The following is a 15,985-nucleotide window of genomic DNA, read 5'->3' on the forward strand; positions in this document are numbered from 1 at the left end:
TGGACCCGGGGCCCTGCTGCATGATCAAGAATTCCCGACGTCCGGACGCCGACGTCGCGGGAACGGTATCACTCTGGCTGTTCGGTGCGTTCACTCTGGTCGCACTCCCGATCGGTGTCTTCAACCTGTTCACCACCGCCCCGGTGGAGCTGCCCGTCGAGTTGACCATCGGCTACATGTTCGCGACATTGACTGCTTTTGCAGCATACGTCCATGGTCGGCTCGATCACCTCGCCGATCAGCAGGCGAGCATCCTCAACCAGCCGGCGCAGGGCGTCGAGGTGTTCCACACGAGTGAAAAATTCCTCGAAAAGCTGATGGAGATCAGCATCGGGGCCGAGACGGTCAGCACCCTCAACCTCTCCCCGGCGCGCGGCGAACACAGCAACCTCGACGTCTACTTCCAGCGCCTGCACGCCTACATCCGCGCCAGACGCTCCCCGCTGCGCAGCTTCCGCAGCATCGCCAGCATCGACAGCAACCAGAAGCTGCGCTTCCTGCTGGCCCGCTCGCTGGAGCTGACCGCCACCGGCCGCGCGTCGTTCGCCGTGTTCCGCCAGACCACCACCGGGCCACTGCTGCACCCGCTGAGCATGCACATCACCGTCAAGGACGGTCAGTCGTTCGTCTTTTTGTTCCCGCCGGTCAACCTCACCGGGGCGATGGACTCCGTACTCATTCGCAACGAGGCTGTCGCCCAGGTGATGCTCGGCCACTTCGACAAGCTGTGGCACGCCGCCCTGCACATCAACGAAGGTCGTCGGGTCTACGCGGCGAACCTCGACCTGCTGGCCGACCTGCACCCCGAACTGCGGGACACCGACGAATTCCACCGACTCAGGGAAATGGGATCATGACGCTGTCCGCACTGCCGAACCGGCTCGCCACCGCACCACCACTGATCGGCACCCTGGTAACGATGGAAAATCCAGAAGCCGCCGAAGCACTCGCCATCAGCGGAATGCACTGGCTGTTCGTCGACGCCGAACACTCCCCCACCCTGGACACCAGGGCGATTCAACGGATCGCCCAGGCGGTCGCCGGACGTGCGTACGTTATCGCCCGGATCCCGGTCGCCGGCGAAGGCTGGATCGCCCGGATCCTCGACAGCGGCGCCGACGGCGTCATCGTGCCGCACGTACGCTCCGCCGACGACGCCCGCCGCTGGGTCCGGGCCGCGAAGTACCCGCCGTTGGGCACCCGCGGCGTCGGCATCGCCCGCGCCCACGGCTACGGCATGGACCTGGCCGGCTACCTGTCCCGCGCCAACGACGCCACCGCGCTGATCCTGCAGATCGAGGACGCCGAGGCGGTCCGCCACATCGACGACATCGTCGCCGTACCCGGCTACGACGCCGTCTTCATCGGCCCGTACGACCTGTCCGGCAGCCTGGGCCGGCTCGGCAAGGTCGACGACCCGGCGGTCCGTGCCGCCGTACAGCAGGTCCGCGCCGCCTGCGGTGCTGCGAAGGTGCCGTTCGGCATCTTCTCCGGCACCGCCGACGCCGCCGCCGACGAACTGGCGCACGGTGCCAGCTTCGTCGCCATCGGCTCCGACATCGGCCTGATGGCCGGCACCGCCCGCGCCACCCTGGACAGCCTGCACCGCAAGTGGCAACCGGACGACCACCCGTGAGTCACCGACGAGCACCGGTGACCGACGACCACAACTGAATGGAGACGGCCGTGATCCTGGACTCCCCCACCCTGGACACCGCTACCCTCGACGCACTGACCAGCGGGGCAGCCCTGATCGCCCGGGTGCGCGGCTACACTCCGGCGCAGGTCTGCGCCGACGTCGTCCCCGCGCTGCTGGACCACCTGGACCGGGCCGCCGGCACCACCAGCCGCATCTACCGCAGCAACGTCGGCACCTTCAGCGAAGCCCAGAAGGACGCCGAAGCTCTGGCCCACTACCGGTCCCGCGCCGCCGACACGTTGCGCGCCGTCCGGGCCAGCTGCGCCCCGTACGCCTCCCCCGTCGACCGGCTCCGCTGCGAACTGGACGAGAGCTGGCCGGCCGGCAGCCAACTGCTGCGCCACGGCGGCACCCCGCTGGTCTTCGGGATGCTGCGGGTCTGGCAGGACGGCGCACATGCCCTGCCGCACATGGACATCCTGGCCCGGGCCGCGCCCCGGGTGCCCGGGGCCCACCGCTTCACCGGCCAGCTCGGCGTCAACCTCTTCCTGCAGGCACCAGCCGGCCAGGACGACGGCCTGCTGCAGCTGTGGGACGTCGACCCGTACACGGTCGACCGGACCGACCACGGCGTCGCCGGCACCTACGGCTACCGCCGCGACCTGCTGGGTGAACCGGCGGTGTCCCTGGCACCGCGCACCGGCGACCTGGTGCTGCTGCGCAGCGACCGGGTGCACGCCGTCACCCCCACCCACCACGGCCGCCGCGTCACGCTGTCCGGCTTCATCGGGTACGCCGACCCGGCTGACCCGCTGCGCCTGTGGAGCTGACCGCTCCCTGCGACTGTGGAGCTGACCGCCGCGACCCGCTCGTACGGTGGCGTCGGACCTCTACCGTCGACAAGGTGACCGACGGACCGGGAGACGTCGACCCGGCGGCGCTGCGGGACCGGCTCCGCGCCTACCGTCGCCGTGCACGACGAGCCCGCCTGCGCCGGACGCTGCCGCCCAGCGCCGCCATCCTGGCCTGCCAGCTGACGATGGTCGCCGGCTTCGGGGCGATCGGCCGGCACGTTCCACGGATCACCCAGGACGAGGGTGCCCTGCGATGGGCGATGCTGTTCGGTGCGCTGGTCACCGTCGCCGGCATCGCCGGGGTGATGGGCGTGTTCAACCGCCTGGTCGACGAGGACGACCTCGGGGCGGCGCTGCTGACCGGGGTGCTGCTGGTCGCCGCCGCCGGCTACGCCTTCTGCGTGTCGGTCTCCGCGCACCACGACCGGGAAATCCTCCGTATAGGGCCGTCCGCCGTCGCCGTGGTGACCGAGGTGTCCCCGACCTACCAGCCGCTGCCGGGGTTCGGGGACCCGTACCAATCCTACCGGATGCGGCTCCTCGACGGTGACCGGCGGGAATTCACCGTCTCCGGCGACGTCGGCGAGTTCCAGCTCGACGAGCGGACCAAGGTCCAGGTCGACCCGGCCGGCATCCTCTACCCGAAGCTGCCCCGCGACGTCGAACCCGACCACACCTGGCTCTGGATCGCCGGCGCGATCCCGGTCACCCTCGCCGTCGCCAGCGCCGCCCTGCTCTTCACCGCCCTGTGGCGGGAATGGTAGGCACGGCGCCGGGCAGCCGCCCTGCCCGGGGCAGACACCGGCACCGGCCGGGTGAATGATGGCCCGGTGAGCGAGTATCAGTTCTACGACTTCCTTGCCATCGACCGGCCGCTGGACAAGCAACAGCAGGCCGAGCTCCGCGAACTGTCGACCCGGGCGGTGATCACCGCCACCAGCTTCACCAACTCGTACGAGTGGGGTGACCTCAAGGCCGAGCCCATGGCCATGGTCGAGGAGTACTTCGACGCGCACCTCTACTTCGCCAACTGGGGCACCCGGCAACTGGCGCTCCGGCTGCCGCTGCGGCTGCTCGACCTGACCACCGCCCAGCAGTACTGCTGGGCCGAGCCGGCCGAGGCGTACCAGTCGGACGACCACCTCATCCTCAACTTCACCAGCACCGATGAGGACTCCGACGACAGCGTCGACCGCGACGGTGAAGGCTGGCTCGCCGACATCGTCGGCATCCGCGATCAACTCGCCGTCGGCGACCATCGCGCCCTCTACCTGGCCTGGCTGTTCCTCATCCAGGGCGGCGAGTTCGGCGACGAAGCGACCGAGCCGCCGGTGCCGGCCGGACTCGGTCGGCTCACCGGTCCGCTCCGCGAATTCGCCGAGTTCCTGCGGATCGACCCCGATCTGATCGCGGCGGCGGCCCAGGCCAGCGCCCCGGTGACGGCGCAGACAGCCGCCGACTCGGCCGACTCGGCCGAACTGGCCGACTGGGTGGCCGGGTTGCCCACCGAAGCCAAGGACACCGCGCTGGTCGAGCTGCTCTGCGGCGACGGCCCGACGGTCACCGCCGAGCTGCGCCGACGGTTCCGGGCCGACACCGGCAAACTCCCGGACAACACCGTCACTTCCCGCACGATCGGCCAGCTGCTCGACATCGCCGAATCGCTACGGAGTTAGTTGGCGCTGCCGTCTGGGCCCAGGCGCGCTGCCGCCGCCGTCGTCGTCTGGGCCCAGGCGCTGCCGCCGCCGTCGTCATCTAGGCCTGGGACGCAAGACGGTATGCACACGAAACGGCCCGCCAGGGAGTCCCTGGCGGGCCGTTCACCGTGGTAGCGGGGACAGGATTTGAACCTGCGACCTCTGGGTTATGAGCCCAGCGAGCTACCGAGCTGCTCCACCCCGCGGCGATGCGTTAACACTAGCGCACACCGTCCGGCCGCCGCAAAACGACCCCCAACTCCCCCGCCACACCACCCAAGATCCCGGCGATCTTGCACTTATCGTTGGACAATCCGGACATATCTTCTCGATAAGTGCAAGATCACGGGGGGCAGTGGGTCAGTCGGCAGGGGTCAGCCGGGGCAGGCGAGGTCAGCCGGTGGGAGAAGGATCGGCGGCGGGGGGTGGAGCGGCGGCGCCACCGATCCCGGCCGCCCGCTGGGCCTCCTGGAACGCCGTCATCGCCGCGTCCAGCCGGGCCAGCGCCTCGCCGTACCGCTGGAAGTCACCTGCCGCCTGCGCGGCGCGGGCCTCGTCGATCGCGGCACTGACCTCGGCGGCGGCCGCCTGCAGCTCCGGCGTCACCAGACCCGGATCGGTCGGCGTCGTCGGCGGAGGCGTCGGCGGCGTCGGGGTGCCACCCGGCTCCTCACCCTCGCCCTCGCCTTCCTCACCCTCCGGCGGTGTCGTCGGCGCGCCACCCTGCTCAGCCTGCTCGATCAGCTGCCGGATGCCGTCCTGCACGCTGTTGGCGAGCACCACGTACGAACCGCCGTCACCGTAGGAGAGCAGCACCCGCTGCAGCAACGGGTACGCGTTCGTCTGGTTGCTCTTCACGTACACCGGCTCGACGTAGAGCATGCCGTTGCCGAACGGCAGCGACAGCAGGTTGCCGTACTGCACCTGCGCCTGGTTGGACGAGAGCAGGTTCAGCTGCTGGCGGATCGCCGCGTTGTTGGTCATCCGCTGGTGCACCTGCACCGGGCCGGAGATCGCCGTCTGGTCCGGCAGCTCCAGCACCTGCAGCTGCGGCTGCCCGTCGACGTACGAACCGGAGATCAACGCGGCCAGGTTCTGCCGGCCGGCCGGGGTCACCGCCGAGGTCAGCTGGAAGCGTGGCTCGTCCTGCTCCGGCCACTGGGTCAGCAGGTAGTACGGCGGCTGCTTGACCTCGGTGTCCGGGGCGTCCGGGACGTTGGGCACCTCCCAGAAGTCCTGCCCGGAGAAGAACTCCGCCGGGTTGGTGACGTGGTAGCGGGCCAGCAGGTTGCGCTGCACCTTGAACAGGTCCGCCGGGTAGCGGAAGTGGTCGACCAGCGACTGCGGCGTCTCCGCCTTCGGGATCACCAGGTCACCGCCGAACGCCGCGTTCCACGCCTTGAGCACCGGGTCGTTCTCGTCGAACTCGTACAGCCGCACCGTGCCGTCGTAGGCGTCGACGGTGGCCTTGACCGAGTTGCGGATGTAGTTGACGTTCTCCCGGGCCAGCACGAACGTGCCCTGGCCGGTGAGCTCGTCGGCCGTCTCCACCTGCAGGTTGACCCGCTCCGAGTACGGGTAGGTCGCCGAGGTGGTGTAGCCGTCCACGATCCACTGGATGCGCCCGTCGACCACCGCCGGGTACGGGTCGCCGTCGAGCGTCAGGAACGGCGCGACCTTCTCCACCCGGTCACGGGGGTTTCGCACGTACAGCAGCTTCGAGTTCTCGTTGACCGCCTCGGAGAGCAGGAAGTTGGTCTCCTGCTCCTTGATCGCGTACAGCAGCTTGCGGCCGAACGAACCGACCTCGACGCCGCCGGAACCGGAGTACGTGTAGTACTGCTCGCCGCCGCTGGAGGTCGGCCGGTCGAACTCGACGTTGGTGTCGCCGGGCGAGCCGACGATCGCGTAGTCGGTGCCGTCCATCTGCTCGCCGTAGTAGATCCGCGGCTGCTCGACCGGGATCTCCTCGGTCGACGACGAACACTGCTCCTGGGCCTGGTCACCGAGGAAGCCGGAGACGAAGTACGGCTGCCCGCCGCAGACCACCCGGTTGGCCGGCGCGCCGACCATGCCGTACCCGTGGGTGAAGACCGTGTGGCGGTTGATCCAGTTGCTCTGCTGCTCGGTCAGCTCGCCGTAGTTGATCTCCCGCATGCCCACGACGTAGTCCTGGGTCTGCTCGTCGATGGTGTAGCGGTCGATGTCCAGCTTCGTGCCGAAGTCGTAGAAGCCACGGACCTGCTGCAACTGGGTGTAGGTCTCGGAGACCAGCTGCGGGTCCAGCAGCCGGATGTTGGGCACCACGGCCGTGTCGGTGGCCAGGCTCTCCGGCGGCGTCAGGTTCGTCGCCGGGTACGGCGTCTGCTCGCTGATGTCGAGCCCGAACGCCTCCCGGGTGGCGACGATGCCGCGCTCGATGAACTGGGCCTCCTTGTCCCGCAGGCTCGGGTTGACCTCGAAGGTCTGCACCGCCCACGGGTAGATGCCGCCGATCGCCACCGCCGAGATGCCCAGCAGGGCCAGCGAGATGCCCGGCCAGACCAGGTTGCGCATCACCGCGTTGGAGAAGACGATGATCGCGATCGCCACCACGATCGAGATGTAGGCCAGGATCTCCTTGGCCGGCAGCAGCGCGTTGATGTCGGCGTAGCCGGCTCCGTAGATGCGGGCCTGCTCGTTGTACTCCAGCAGCATGCCGCGCCGGTCCAGCACGTACGCCACGGCCTTGAGCAACACGAAGACCGCGACCAGCGTGGTCAGGTGGGCCCGCGCGGCGTTCGTCATCCGGTCGCCAATGCCCTGCAGGCGTACGCCGCCGTAGATGTAGTGCATCGCCAGGCCGCCGAGCACCGACAGCACCACGGCGGTGAACGCCAGGCCGAGCAGGTAGCGCAGGAACGGGTACTCGAACACGTAGAAGCCGATGTCGATGCCGAACTCCGGGTCGGTGATGCCGAACTCCTGGGAGTTGCGGAACAGCAGCCACTGGCTCCAGCGGTTCTGCGCGGAGAGCCCGGCGAAGAGGCCGACCAGCGCCGACAGCACCGCGATCCAGACGCCGATGCGCGGCGTCAGCAGCATCCGGTACCGCTCCAGGCTGACCTGTTCCGGCGAGTGCGGGCGCAGGGTGGGCCGCAGCCGGTACGCCAGCCACAGGTTGACGGCGATGACCAGGGCGACCGCCAGCCCGACGACGGCGAACAGCAGCAGCCGGGTGAACAGCACGCCGGTGAAGACCCCGGTGAAGTCCACTTCCTGGTACCACAACCAGTCGGTCCAGGCGTTCACCCCCCAACCGAGCAGGGTGAAGAGAAGGAAGATCCCGATCAGTACGCCGACCGTGACGCGGCCACGACGGCTCATTCCGGGCATAGGGCTGCTACGCATGACCACGATTGGCACTCCGCACGTTGGTGTGATCCGCTGGCGATCAGGGACCAAGACTACGGGGTGTGTCCACCTCAGGGCCGGTTGAGGTCGACCTGACCGGTGTCAGCCGCCCGCGCCCGGCGGTGGTGTCAGCCGTCGCAGAGCGTCGGCTGGCGCCCGGCGCGCAGGTCCGCCAGCGCGTCGAGCGCCTCGTCGAGCGTCGCCACCCGCAGCAACGGCAGATCCGGTACGGCGTTCGCCACCGCCTCGGCGCAGTTCGCCTCGGGCACCAGGAACGCCACCGCACCAGCCGACTTCGCCCCGACCAGCTTCTGCGGGATGCCGCCGATCGCGCCGACGTTGCCCTGCGCGTCGATGGTGCCCGTACCAGCGATGATCTTGCCGCCGGTGAGGTCCTCCGCCTCGATCTTGTCGATGATGCCCAGGGCGAACATCAGCCCGGCGCTGGGCCCGCCGATCTCGTCCAGGTCGATGGTCAGCTCGAACGGCCGGGGCTGGTCCTCGGTGATCTCGACACCGATCCGGGGCGGGCCGCCGTCGGTGGCCCGGGTGGTGATCTCGGCGGTGCCCGGCTGGTCGGCGCGGGTGTAGCCGACGGTCAACGTCGTCCCGACCGGCTGCGCCCGGATCAGCTCCGTCAGCTGCGTGGCCGAGGTGACCGGGGCACCGTCGACCGAGGTGATCACGTCGTCGGTCTGCAGCACCCCGACCGACGGCCCGTCCGGCGTGACCGCCCGCACCAGCACCTGCACCGGGTAGCCGAGTTGGCGCAGCGCGGCGGTCTCGGCGCTGGTCTGCGAGGCGGCGAAGTCCTCCGCGTTGCGCTCCTCGACCTGCTCACGGGTCTGCCCCGGCGGGTAGATCACGTCGTACGGCACGACCGCCTCGGAGTCGCTCCACCAGCCGGCGATCGCCTCCCGCAACCCCACGTTGGGCCGTACGCCGACCGTGGTCAGCCGCAGCTGGCCCGCCGAGGTGGAGGTGTCGATGCCGGAGATCTGGATGACGTCCTCGCCGTCGTCGGCACCGAGGGTGTCCACCGTCGGGCCGGGGCCGAGCACCACGTACGGCACCGGGGCGGCGAAGACCCCGTACGCGAGCAGTGCGGTGAGCAGCGCGCCGAGGAGGACCGTGACACCGCGACGTCTCATGCGCCGAGCGTACCGATCGCCGTCGCGTCGGACGCCGCCGCAGCCGGGGTTCCCACCCGGTCCGCTTCGCGCTGAGCGGAACTCAGCTGGCCTGTCCGGCCGCGCCGGCCGCGTACCGTGGGGGACGTGCCTGATATTCCGTTCGGCTTCCAGATTCCCGGAGGCCAGCCGCCAGACCCCAACGACCCGCAGCAGCTGCAGCAGTTCATGGCGCAGCTGCAGCAACTACTCGCCGCGCCGGGCAGCGGCCCGGTGAACTGGGATCTGGCCCGCCAGGTGGCGGCCAGCCAGCTCTCCGCCCAGGGTGACCCGGCGGTCAACCCGCACGAGTGGCACACCGTCTCCGAGGCGCTGCGCGTGGCCGACCTGTGGCTGGAGTCGTCGGCGGCGCTGCCGTCGGGGATCCGCACGTCGGTGGCGTGGAACCGCAACGAGTGGATCTACCGGACGCTGGACGTCTGGCGCAAGCTCTGCGACCCGGTGGCCGGGCGGATGGTCGGCGCGATGGGTGACCTGGTGCCGCCCGAGGCGCGCGGCCAGCTCGGGCCGATGCAGGCGATGATGACGACGCTCGGCGGCGCGCTGTTCGGCGGCCAGCTCGGTCAGGCGCTCGGCTCGCTCGCCACCGAGGTGCTCTCGGCCAGCGACATCGGGCTACCGCTGGGACCGGCCGGCACGGCCGCGCTGCTGCCGGCCAACATCAAGGCGTACGGTGCCGGGCTCGAACTGCCCGAGGACGAGGTCCGCCTCTACGTGGCGCTGCGCGAGGCCGCCCACCAGCGGCTGTTCGAGCACGTCCCGTGGCTGCGCGGGCACGTGCTGGCGGCGGTGGAGACGTACGCCTCGGGGATCACCGTCAACCGGGAGGCGATCGAGGACGCGCTCGGTCGGGTCGACCCGACCAACCCGGAGTCGATGCAGGAGATCGCCATGGAGGGGATCTTCACGCCGGAGGACACCGCCGCGCAGAAGGCCTCGCTGGCCCGGATCGAGACCGTACTGGCCCTGATCGAGGGCTGGGTGGGCCACGTCGTGGACAGCGCGTCGGCCGACCGGCTGCCGAACGTGGTGAAGCTGGCCGAGGCGTTCCGCCGGCGGCGCGCCGCCGGCGGGCCGGCGGAGCAGACCTTCGCCGCGCTGGTCGGGTTGGAGCTGCGGCCCCGCCGGCTGCGGGAGGCCGCGGCGTTGTGGGCCGCGTTGACCACCCACCGGGGTGTCGACGGGCGGGACGCGGTCTGGAGCCACCCGGATCTGCTGCCGTCGGACGCCGACTTCGCCGACCCGGACGCGTTCGCGCGTGCCACGTTCGACTTCGATATCGGCGACATCGACTTCAGCTCGGCACCGCCGGAACCACCGGCCCGGCCGGACGCGCCGGACGCCGGACCGGACACGCCGCAGGCCGGACCGGACAAGCCGGAGTAGGCGTTCGGCCGGTGTCGGCGCGGTGCTCAGCCGGCGGTCAGCAGGGACCGGGTGGTCTCCCAGCCCTCGACCGCCGGGTCGAGGGCGGCCAGGTCGGCCGGGCCCCGCAACCGGTGCCACGCCGGTGTCACCGCCACCAGCGCCCGGCGCGGCGCGGCGGCGCGGAGCGACTCCGGGTCGGCGGTCAGCTCCAGCGGTGGCAGCCAGTCCGGGGCCGGTAGGCGGGCGGCCACACCGAGCAGTCCGCCGCCGTACGCCGGTGCGACCGCCACCGGTCTGGTGGTGATCGGCCGCAGCAGTTTGCCGATCAGCAGGCCCGGCAGGTCGGGGGCGTCCGCCGCGAGCACCGCCGCCTGGTCGTAGCCGGCGGCCGCCGTGGCGGTCAGCGCGGCGCTGACCGAGGCCTCCGGCAGGGTGTGGATCGGCATGTCCGGCCAGGCGATCGACCGGGCCAGCGGCAGGTCCTCGGCGACGGCGGCGATCGCTGGTTCCAGCTGGCTGAGGGTGGCGAGCAGGTCGACCATGTCCTCGGCCAGGGCGGCCCGCCAGGTGGCGAGGTCGGTGCCGGGCGGCGACCAGCCGACCGGGCTGAGCAGGATCACCACGGCACGACGCACCCGCCCACTCTAGTGCGGGGCGCCGGTCGCTGCCGGTGCGGCAGTGCCGGCGCCGTGCGGCTGGGGTCGGGACGGTACGGCTGGGTTCGGGGCCGTGCGGCCGGGGTCGGGGCCGTCAGTCGGCCAGGACGAAGCCGGTGGCGGCGGCCACGCCCTCCAGGTAGCCACGGGCCCGCTCGGCCTTGGGGTAGCGGCCGACGAGCTCCCAGAAGCGGGCGTTGTGGCTCGGCACGACCAGGTGCGCCAGTTCGTGCAGCAGCACGTAGTCGATCACCCAGTCGGGCATCTCCTGGATCCGGTGGGAGATGCGGATGGTGCGGTCCGCCGGGGTGCACGACCCCCAGCGGCTGTTCTGGTTGGTGACCCAGCGCACGGTGGCGAGCTCGGCCACCCGGGCGTGCTCGGGCAGGTAGCGGTCGACGAGCCGGCGGGCCCGGCCGACGAGTTCGCTGTCCGAGCGGCGCAGTCGCTCCTCGCGGGCGGCGAGGCGGGCGAGCATCCGGTCGACCCACTCGCTCTCCTCGGCCCGGGAGAACTGGTCCGGGATGAGAATGACGACCCGTTCGCCTTCCCGGTACGCGGACACCGTCCGGCGCCGGCGCTGACTGCGCCGCACCTCGACGACCGGCTTGCGCGCCCCCGCCATCAGCGGCCCGCGCAGCCCCGGGTTTCGCTCACGATGGCACGCTAATCCGTACTGACCAGGTGAACGCAAGAGGCAACACGGTGTAGCGCGCCGGAATCACCCCTTTTGGGGGCGATTGTCGCGAAAAAAGTTAACCACTCGACCGCCCCACCTGGCGCCCGAGCCGCTATGGATCACCGTAGGCGATCGCGAAGAACTTTTCACCTCCGCCCCCCCCGCCGACAGGGCACTCGCGGAGCTTCTACCGGCGTGTCACTGCGAATCTGACTTATCCGATGTATTCCGGCATGCACACTCTCGACGTCGACTTACTCACAGTGTCGGCGAATTGTTGACATGGAACCGCCCAGTCCTGGGTAGGGTCCGCGGACCGGCGGTCAACAGTGGCCGCGGAGAAATCCCAGCGCGCGGCGCCGCAACGGTGGCCGCGCGCGGGTGCACGCCGGGTCTGCAACCACCCGGCGACGAGACGAGGAGGGGCACCGTGGCCGACCAGGCCCAGACCTACAACGGTTACTGCGTGAAGTGCAAGGAAAAGCGCGACTTCGAGGGCACCGTCGCGGTGTCGAAGACCGGGATGAACATGGCCAAGGGCAAGTGCCCGGTCTGTGGCACAACAGTGAACCGGATCTTGGGCAAGGCCAAGGTCTGAACCGGCGCTGCGGGAAGGGGCGGCTACGGCCGCCCCTTCCCGCTGCGCACCGTCGGTGACGACACCCACCGACAGAGTTACCGACGGGTTGTGGAAAACTCGCCGATTCCTGTGGACAACCGAGGGCACGGCGGCCGCCGGCTGTGGACAACGATCCGCACACCGTTCCGTTACGGTGACAGTCTGTCATCCATGACCGCCGACCCCCTGCTCCGGCCGACCCTGCTGCCCGGCCTGGCCCGCCTCTGGCGCGATCCGCACACCCTGCAGCTCGGCGCCGACCCACGCCACGCCGTGCTGCTCGAACTCCCCGACCCGGCCCTGTCCCGGCTGCTCGACACCCTCGACGGCAGTCGCCCCGCCCGCGCCGTCCTCGACGTCGCCGGCCGGCTCGGGATCCCCCGTGAGCAGGCGCAGCAGCTGCTCGACACGCTCGCCGGCCACGGACTCGTCGTCGGCGCGCACACCCTGCTCCCGGCCAACCTGCCCGCACCGGCCCGACGCCGGCTCACCACCGAAGCGACCGCACTGGCGCTGCGCCGGCCGGGCAGCCCTGCCACGCCCGCCCAGATCCTCCGGCGCCGCCAGCGCGCCCGGATCGTGCTGACCGGTAGGGGCCGGCTCGTCCGACCGCTCGCCGTCACCCTGGCCGAATCCGGGATCGGGCACCTCGGCCTCGACCTGCCCACACCGGAACACGTCCGTGACGACGTCGCCCGCGCGGTCGAGCAGGTCGCCCCGGAGACCCGCACCGCCCCGGTGCGGCCCGGCCCGCTCGGCCCGGCCGACCTGGTCGTCCTGCTCGGCGTCGACCGCCCGGCCAACCTGGTCGCGGCGGGCCTCGCCCGCCGCCGGCAGGCGCACCTGCTGATCGACGTCCGGGACCGTACGCCGGTGGTCGGCCCGCTCGTACCCACCCCCGGCGCGCCCTGTCTGCACTGCCTCGACCTGCACCGGCAGGACCGCGACCCGGGCTGGCGGCAGCTCGCCGCCCAGCTGTGCGCGATCGGCCCGGCGACCACCTGTGACGCCGCCACCCTGCTCGCCGCCGTGAGCATCGGCACCGCCGAGATCCTGAGTTTCGTCGACGGTGGGAGCCCGGAGACCATCGGAGCGGCGGTCGAGGTGCACGCCCCCGCCCAGCTGCGCCGACGGGCCTGGTCGGTGCACCCGCGCTGCCCCTGCCAGCGCCGGCCGGCCCCCCGCCGTGGCATGAGCCACGCTCAGGGAGGGGTCACCGTACGCGATCGTCGGTAACAATGGCCAGGTGACCGATATCCCGCGCTGGGCCGTGTCCAGGACCGCCAAGCTCGCCGCGCTGCCGCTGGGCTTCGCCGGCCGTACCGTCCTGGGGCTGGGCAAGCGGGTCACCGGGCTCGCCTCCGACGTGATCTCCACCGAGATCCAGGAACGCACCGCCGAGCAGTTGTTCAGCGTCCTCGGACAGCTCAAGGGCGGTGCGATGAAGGCCGGCCAGGCGCTGTCGGTGTTCGAGGCGGCGCTGCCCGAGGAGCTGGCGGCACCGTACCGGCAGGCGCTGACCAAGCTCCAGGAGGCGGCCCCGCCGCTGCCGGCCGGCAGCGTGCACAAGGTCCTCGCCGAGCAGCTCGGCGCCGACTGGCGGGAGAAGTTCGTCGAGTTCGACGACCACCCGGCCGCCGCCGCCAGCATCGGGCAGGTGCACCGGGCCCGCTGGCACGACGGCTCACCCGAGGGCCGACCGGTCGCGGTCAAGGTGCAGTATCCGGGGGCCGGCGACGCGCTGCTCGCCGATTTCAAACAGCTGTCCCGGCTGAGCGCCATGTTCCGGGCGATCCAGCCGGGGCTGGACATCAAACCACTGCTCAACGAGTTGCGGGACCGGCTCGCCGAGGAGTTGGACTACGAGCTGGAAGCCGAGTCGCAACGGGCGTTCGCGTCGGCGTACGCCGACGACGACCAGATCCGGGTGCCGGCGGTGCTGGCCGCGGCACCCCGGGTCCTGGTCACCGAGTGGATCGACGGTACGCCGCTGTCGAAGATCATCTCAGCGGGCAGCGCCGAGGAACGGGACCGGGCCGGGCTGCTGATGGCTGTGCTGCACTTCTCCGCACCGGCGCGGGCCGGGCTGCTGCACGCCGACCCGCATCCGGGCAACTTCCGGCTGATGGCCGACGGCCGGCTCGGGGTGGTCGACTTCGGGGCGGTCGCCCGGCTGCCGGGCGGGCACCCCGAGCCGATCGGGCGGCTGGTCCGGCTGGCCCTCGACGGCGACGCCGACGCGGTGGTGGCCGGGCTGCGCGACGAGGGTTTCATCAAGCCCGACGATCCGATCGACGCGCCCGCGGTGCTCGAGTTCCTGCTGCCGATGCTGGCGCCGCTGGCCGCCGAGGAGTTCCAGTTCACCCGGCAGTGGCTGCGGGAGGAGGCGGCCCGACTGGCCAACCCGAAGTCACCGGCGTACCAGTTGAGCCGGCACCTGAACCTGCCGCCGGCGTACCTGCTGATCCACCGGGTCACGCTCGGCTCGATCGGGGTGCTCAGCCAACTGGAGGCGAGGGCGGCGTACCGCGAGGTCGTGCAGCGGTGGCTGCCGGGCTTCGCACCGGTGGACTGAACCACCAGCGCAGGACGGTGGACTCTGACAGCGTGCGGGCCGCGCAGTGCGTGCACTGCGCGGCCCGGTAGTCGATGGTGTCGTAGGTGCTGCCGGTGGCGCACCGCATGCGGTGCGCCACCGGCGCGGTCAGCGCCCGCCCAGGGTGCGGGCCCAGTGCTGCCGGGCCTGCATCGCGACGGAACGGGCGGGTCGGGTTGCCTCAGTACGCGCGGTGCCGGCCTGAGGCGATCGCATTCGCGCCCGGGAGAGCGCTTCGTAGAGTAGATGCATGACGGTTTCTCCAGTTACGGTCGGTGCGCTGTAGCCCGGTAGCGCCGGGCTGTCGGTTCGGGCCGGCGGCGCGCCGTCGATCCTCGTGGTCGGGTGCATGTCAGGCCGCCACCTGCACGGCCCGACGGGAGTCGCGGACTCCGTCGGCTGCCATCCGGGTCTCGACCTCGACCCGCAGGGCGGCGTCGCGGGCCAGATCCTCCTTGCGGGGGCGGCCACGCGGCCGCTTGCGCGGCACGACCGCGCCCCGCTCGAAGATCTCGCCGCCCCAGACGCCCCACGGCTCGGCCCGCTCGACCGCGCCGGCCAGGCACTCCACCCGCAGTGGACAGTCCACGCAGAGCGACTTGGCCAGTTCCAGCTCGGTCGGGGAGTCGGAGAACCACAGGTCAGGGTCGAACTTCCGGCACGGCAGGCCTGCCAGCACCTCCGACTGGCCGGTTCCGGCCGGCCGGCAACCCGGCTGGGGGACGCTGCGGTCGAGAGTGGCCAACGCCAGACTCATCGCCCGGTCACCTCTTTCTTTCGCTTCGATCTCGTAGATCGCTTCCGACGTGCTCGTACCTGTGCGGTCGCAAAAAATTAAGGCCGCGGATCCCGGTTACGGGTTCCGCGGCCTCGAGGTGAGCCGGTTGGTCTGATGGTTCAGACCGGCCTTCCTCGAGGGGGAACACCGCTGGCAGCATCCATGAACGGCTTCTTGACCGTCGGGATGGTGGTGCGGAGGCTGCCTTCGGAGCTGTTGATGCCATTGGTCGCCGTCACTACCGACGCACCACGGTGCCGCAGCCATGCCTGGGCCACCTGGGCCCGCTCGGCACCGACCAGACGTCGCGCGGCCAGGCCGGCGGACGCCTCGGTCACCCCGAGTGGGAGCTGGTGGAACTGCTGGGACTGGGCCTGGTGCGCCCCGGATCCTCCGGTGGGCGCGACGGCGGCCAGATAGCCGCCGACCGTCGGAGCGCAGGCAGCGGCCAGCGTCGACGTCGGGATCATGGTGATCTCCATCGTCGCCACCTCCTGCCTGAAACTCGTCACGGAT

The 15,985-nt window shown here is 71.0% G+C and carries 15 protein-coding genes and 1 tRNA gene; 9 read left to right on the forward strand and 7 right to left on the reverse strand.

Going from position 1 to position 15,985, the window contains the following annotated elements; genetic code table 11:
- Positions 1–20 precede the first annotated feature (20 nt).
- The 5 genes from ACN28F_RS09480 (at position 21) to ACN28F_RS09500 (ending at position 4,169) form a co-directional block, all read left to right on the forward strand.
- Complete coding sequence (locus ACN28F_RS09480; protein ID WP_289207668.1) at positions 21–857, forward strand: hypothetical protein; 837 nt, start codon at positions 21–23, stop codon at positions 855–857.
- Positions 854–1,636 (forward strand): HpcH/HpaI aldolase family protein, encoded by a 783-nt coding sequence (locus tag ACN28F_RS09485; RefSeq protein WP_289207669.1) that lies wholly within the window; start codon positions 854–856, stop codon positions 1,634–1,636. The genes ACN28F_RS09480 and ACN28F_RS09485 overlap by 4 nt, the downstream gene beginning before the upstream one ends.
- Positions 1,637–1,674: 38 nt before the next feature.
- The gene (locus ACN28F_RS09490; RefSeq protein ID WP_289207670.1) at positions 1,675–2,469 is read left to right on the forward strand and encodes a 2OG-Fe(II) oxygenase; all 795 of its coding nucleotides are present in this window, start codon (positions 1,675–1,677) and stop codon (positions 2,467–2,469) included.
- 74 nt (positions 2,470–2,543) lie between these two features.
- Positions 2,544–3,257, forward strand: a complete 714-nt coding sequence (locus tag ACN28F_RS09495) for a hypothetical protein (RefSeq protein WP_289207671.1) — start codon at positions 2,544–2,546, stop codon at positions 3,255–3,257.
- A gap of 66 nt (positions 3,258–3,323) precedes the next feature.
- A complete protein-coding gene (locus ACN28F_RS09500) occupies positions 3,324–4,169 on the forward strand; it encodes a hypothetical protein (RefSeq protein ID WP_289207672.1) in 846 nt (281 codons plus the stop codon).
- 150 nt (positions 4,170–4,319) lie between these two features.
- Here ACN28F_RS09500 and ACN28F_RS09505 read toward each other — a convergent pair.
- The 3 genes from ACN28F_RS09505 to ACN28F_RS09515 form a co-directional block, all read right to left on the reverse strand.
- A tRNA-Met gene (locus ACN28F_RS09505) sits at positions 4,320–4,396 on the reverse strand.
- Positions 4,397–4,583: 187 nt separating this feature from the next.
- Positions 4,584–7,580: a UPF0182 family protein gene (locus ACN28F_RS09510; RefSeq protein WP_421357501.1), complete on the reverse strand. Its 2,997-nt coding sequence runs from the start codon at positions 7,578–7,580 to the stop codon at positions 4,584–4,586.
- 131 nt (positions 7,581–7,711) lie between these two features.
- Positions 7,712–8,734: a YlbL family protein gene (locus ACN28F_RS09515; protein WP_289207674.1), complete on the reverse strand. Its 1,023-nt coding sequence runs from the start codon at positions 8,732–8,734 to the stop codon at positions 7,712–7,714.
- Positions 8,735–8,860: 126 nt separating this feature from the next.
- Between ACN28F_RS09515 and ACN28F_RS09520 the strand changes: the two genes are divergently transcribed.
- Complete coding sequence (locus tag ACN28F_RS09520) at positions 8,861–10,159, forward strand: zinc-dependent metalloprotease (RefSeq protein WP_421357502.1); 1,299 nt, start codon at positions 8,861–8,863, stop codon at positions 10,157–10,159.
- Positions 10,160–10,185: 26 nt separating this feature from the next.
- Here ACN28F_RS09520 and ACN28F_RS09525 read toward each other — a convergent pair whose 3' ends face one another.
- Complete coding sequence (locus tag ACN28F_RS09525; RefSeq protein WP_289207676.1) at positions 10,186–10,776, reverse strand: hypothetical protein; 591 nt, start codon at positions 10,774–10,776, stop codon at positions 10,186–10,188.
- Between the two features lie 115 nt (positions 10,777–10,891).
- On the reverse strand, positions 10,892–11,422 hold the full coding sequence (locus ACN28F_RS09530) for a M48 family metallopeptidase (RefSeq protein WP_289207677.1): 531 nt from the start codon (positions 11,420–11,422) through the stop codon (positions 10,892–10,894).
- A 484-nt stretch (positions 11,423–11,906) separates the two neighbouring features.
- Between ACN28F_RS09530 and ACN28F_RS09535 the strand changes: the two genes are divergently transcribed.
- The 3 genes from ACN28F_RS09535 to ACN28F_RS09545 all read left to right on the forward strand — a co-directional run bounded on the left by ACN28F_RS09535 (position 11,907) and on the right by ACN28F_RS09545 (position 14,670).
- Positions 11,907–12,074, forward strand: coding sequence for a DUF5679 domain-containing protein (locus ACN28F_RS09535; RefSeq protein WP_281553399.1), 168 nt, complete (start codon positions 11,907–11,909; stop codon positions 12,072–12,074).
- A 192-nt stretch (positions 12,075–12,266) separates the two neighbouring features.
- Positions 12,267–13,331: a hypothetical protein gene (locus ACN28F_RS09540; protein ID WP_421357503.1), complete on the forward strand. Its 1,065-nt coding sequence runs from the start codon at positions 12,267–12,269 to the stop codon at positions 13,329–13,331.
- A 10-nt stretch (positions 13,332–13,341) separates the two neighbouring features.
- Positions 13,342–14,670, forward strand: coding sequence for an ABC1 kinase family protein (locus ACN28F_RS09545; protein WP_289207679.1), 1,329 nt, complete (start codon positions 13,342–13,344; stop codon positions 14,668–14,670).
- Positions 14,671–15,043: 373 nt separating this feature from the next.
- Here the strand turns inward: ACN28F_RS09545 and ACN28F_RS09550 are convergent, their stop codons facing one another.
- Together ACN28F_RS09550 and ACN28F_RS09555 are read right to left on the reverse strand one after the other, a co-directional pair.
- Positions 15,044–15,448 (reverse strand): WhiB family transcriptional regulator, encoded by a 405-nt coding sequence (locus ACN28F_RS09550; protein WP_289207680.1) that lies wholly within the window; start codon positions 15,446–15,448, stop codon positions 15,044–15,046.
- Positions 15,449–15,588: 140 nt separating this feature from the next.
- Complete coding sequence (locus tag ACN28F_RS09555; protein ID WP_421357504.1) at positions 15,589–15,981, reverse strand: hypothetical protein; 393 nt, start codon at positions 15,979–15,981, stop codon at positions 15,589–15,591.
- Between the last annotated feature and the right edge of the window lie 4 nt (positions 15,982–15,985).

Origin of the sequence: Solwaraspora sp. WMMA2101 (genome assembly GCF_049179175.1) — a bacterium.
Lineage (GTDB): Bacteria > Actinomycetota > Actinomycetes > Mycobacteriales > Micromonosporaceae > Micromonospora_E.

Excerpts from the sequence above, each read along its gene's own strand:
- ACN28F_RS09480 (WP_289207668.1), top strand. The coding sequence starts at position 21 with ATGATCAAGAATTCCCGACGTCCGGACGCCGACGTCGCGGGAACGGTA.
- ACN28F_RS09485 (WP_289207669.1), top strand. The coding sequence starts at position 854 with ATGACGCTGTCCGCACTGCCGAACCGGCTCGCCACCGCACCACCACTG.
- ACN28F_RS09490 (WP_289207670.1), top strand. The coding sequence starts at position 1,675 with ATGGAGACGGCCGTGATCCTGGACTCCCCCACCCTGGACACCGCTACC.
- ACN28F_RS09510 (WP_421357501.1), bottom strand. The coding sequence starts at position 7,580 with ATGCGTAGCAGCCCTATGCCCGGAATGAGCCGTCGTGGCCGCGTCACG.
- ACN28F_RS09515 (WP_289207674.1), bottom strand. The coding sequence starts at position 8,734 with ATGAGACGTCGCGGTGTCACGGTCCTCCTCGGCGCGCTGCTCACCGCA.
- ACN28F_RS09530 (WP_289207677.1), bottom strand. The coding sequence starts at position 11,422 with ATGGCGGGGGCGCGCAAGCCGGTCGTCGAGGTGCGGCGCAGTCAGCGC.
- ACN28F_RS09540 (WP_421357503.1), top strand. The coding sequence starts at position 12,267 with ATGACCGCCGACCCCCTGCTCCGGCCGACCCTGCTGCCCGGCCTGGCC.
- ACN28F_RS09550 (WP_289207680.1), bottom strand. The coding sequence starts at position 15,448 with ATGAGTCTGGCGTTGGCCACTCTCGACCGCAGCGTCCCCCAGCCGGGT.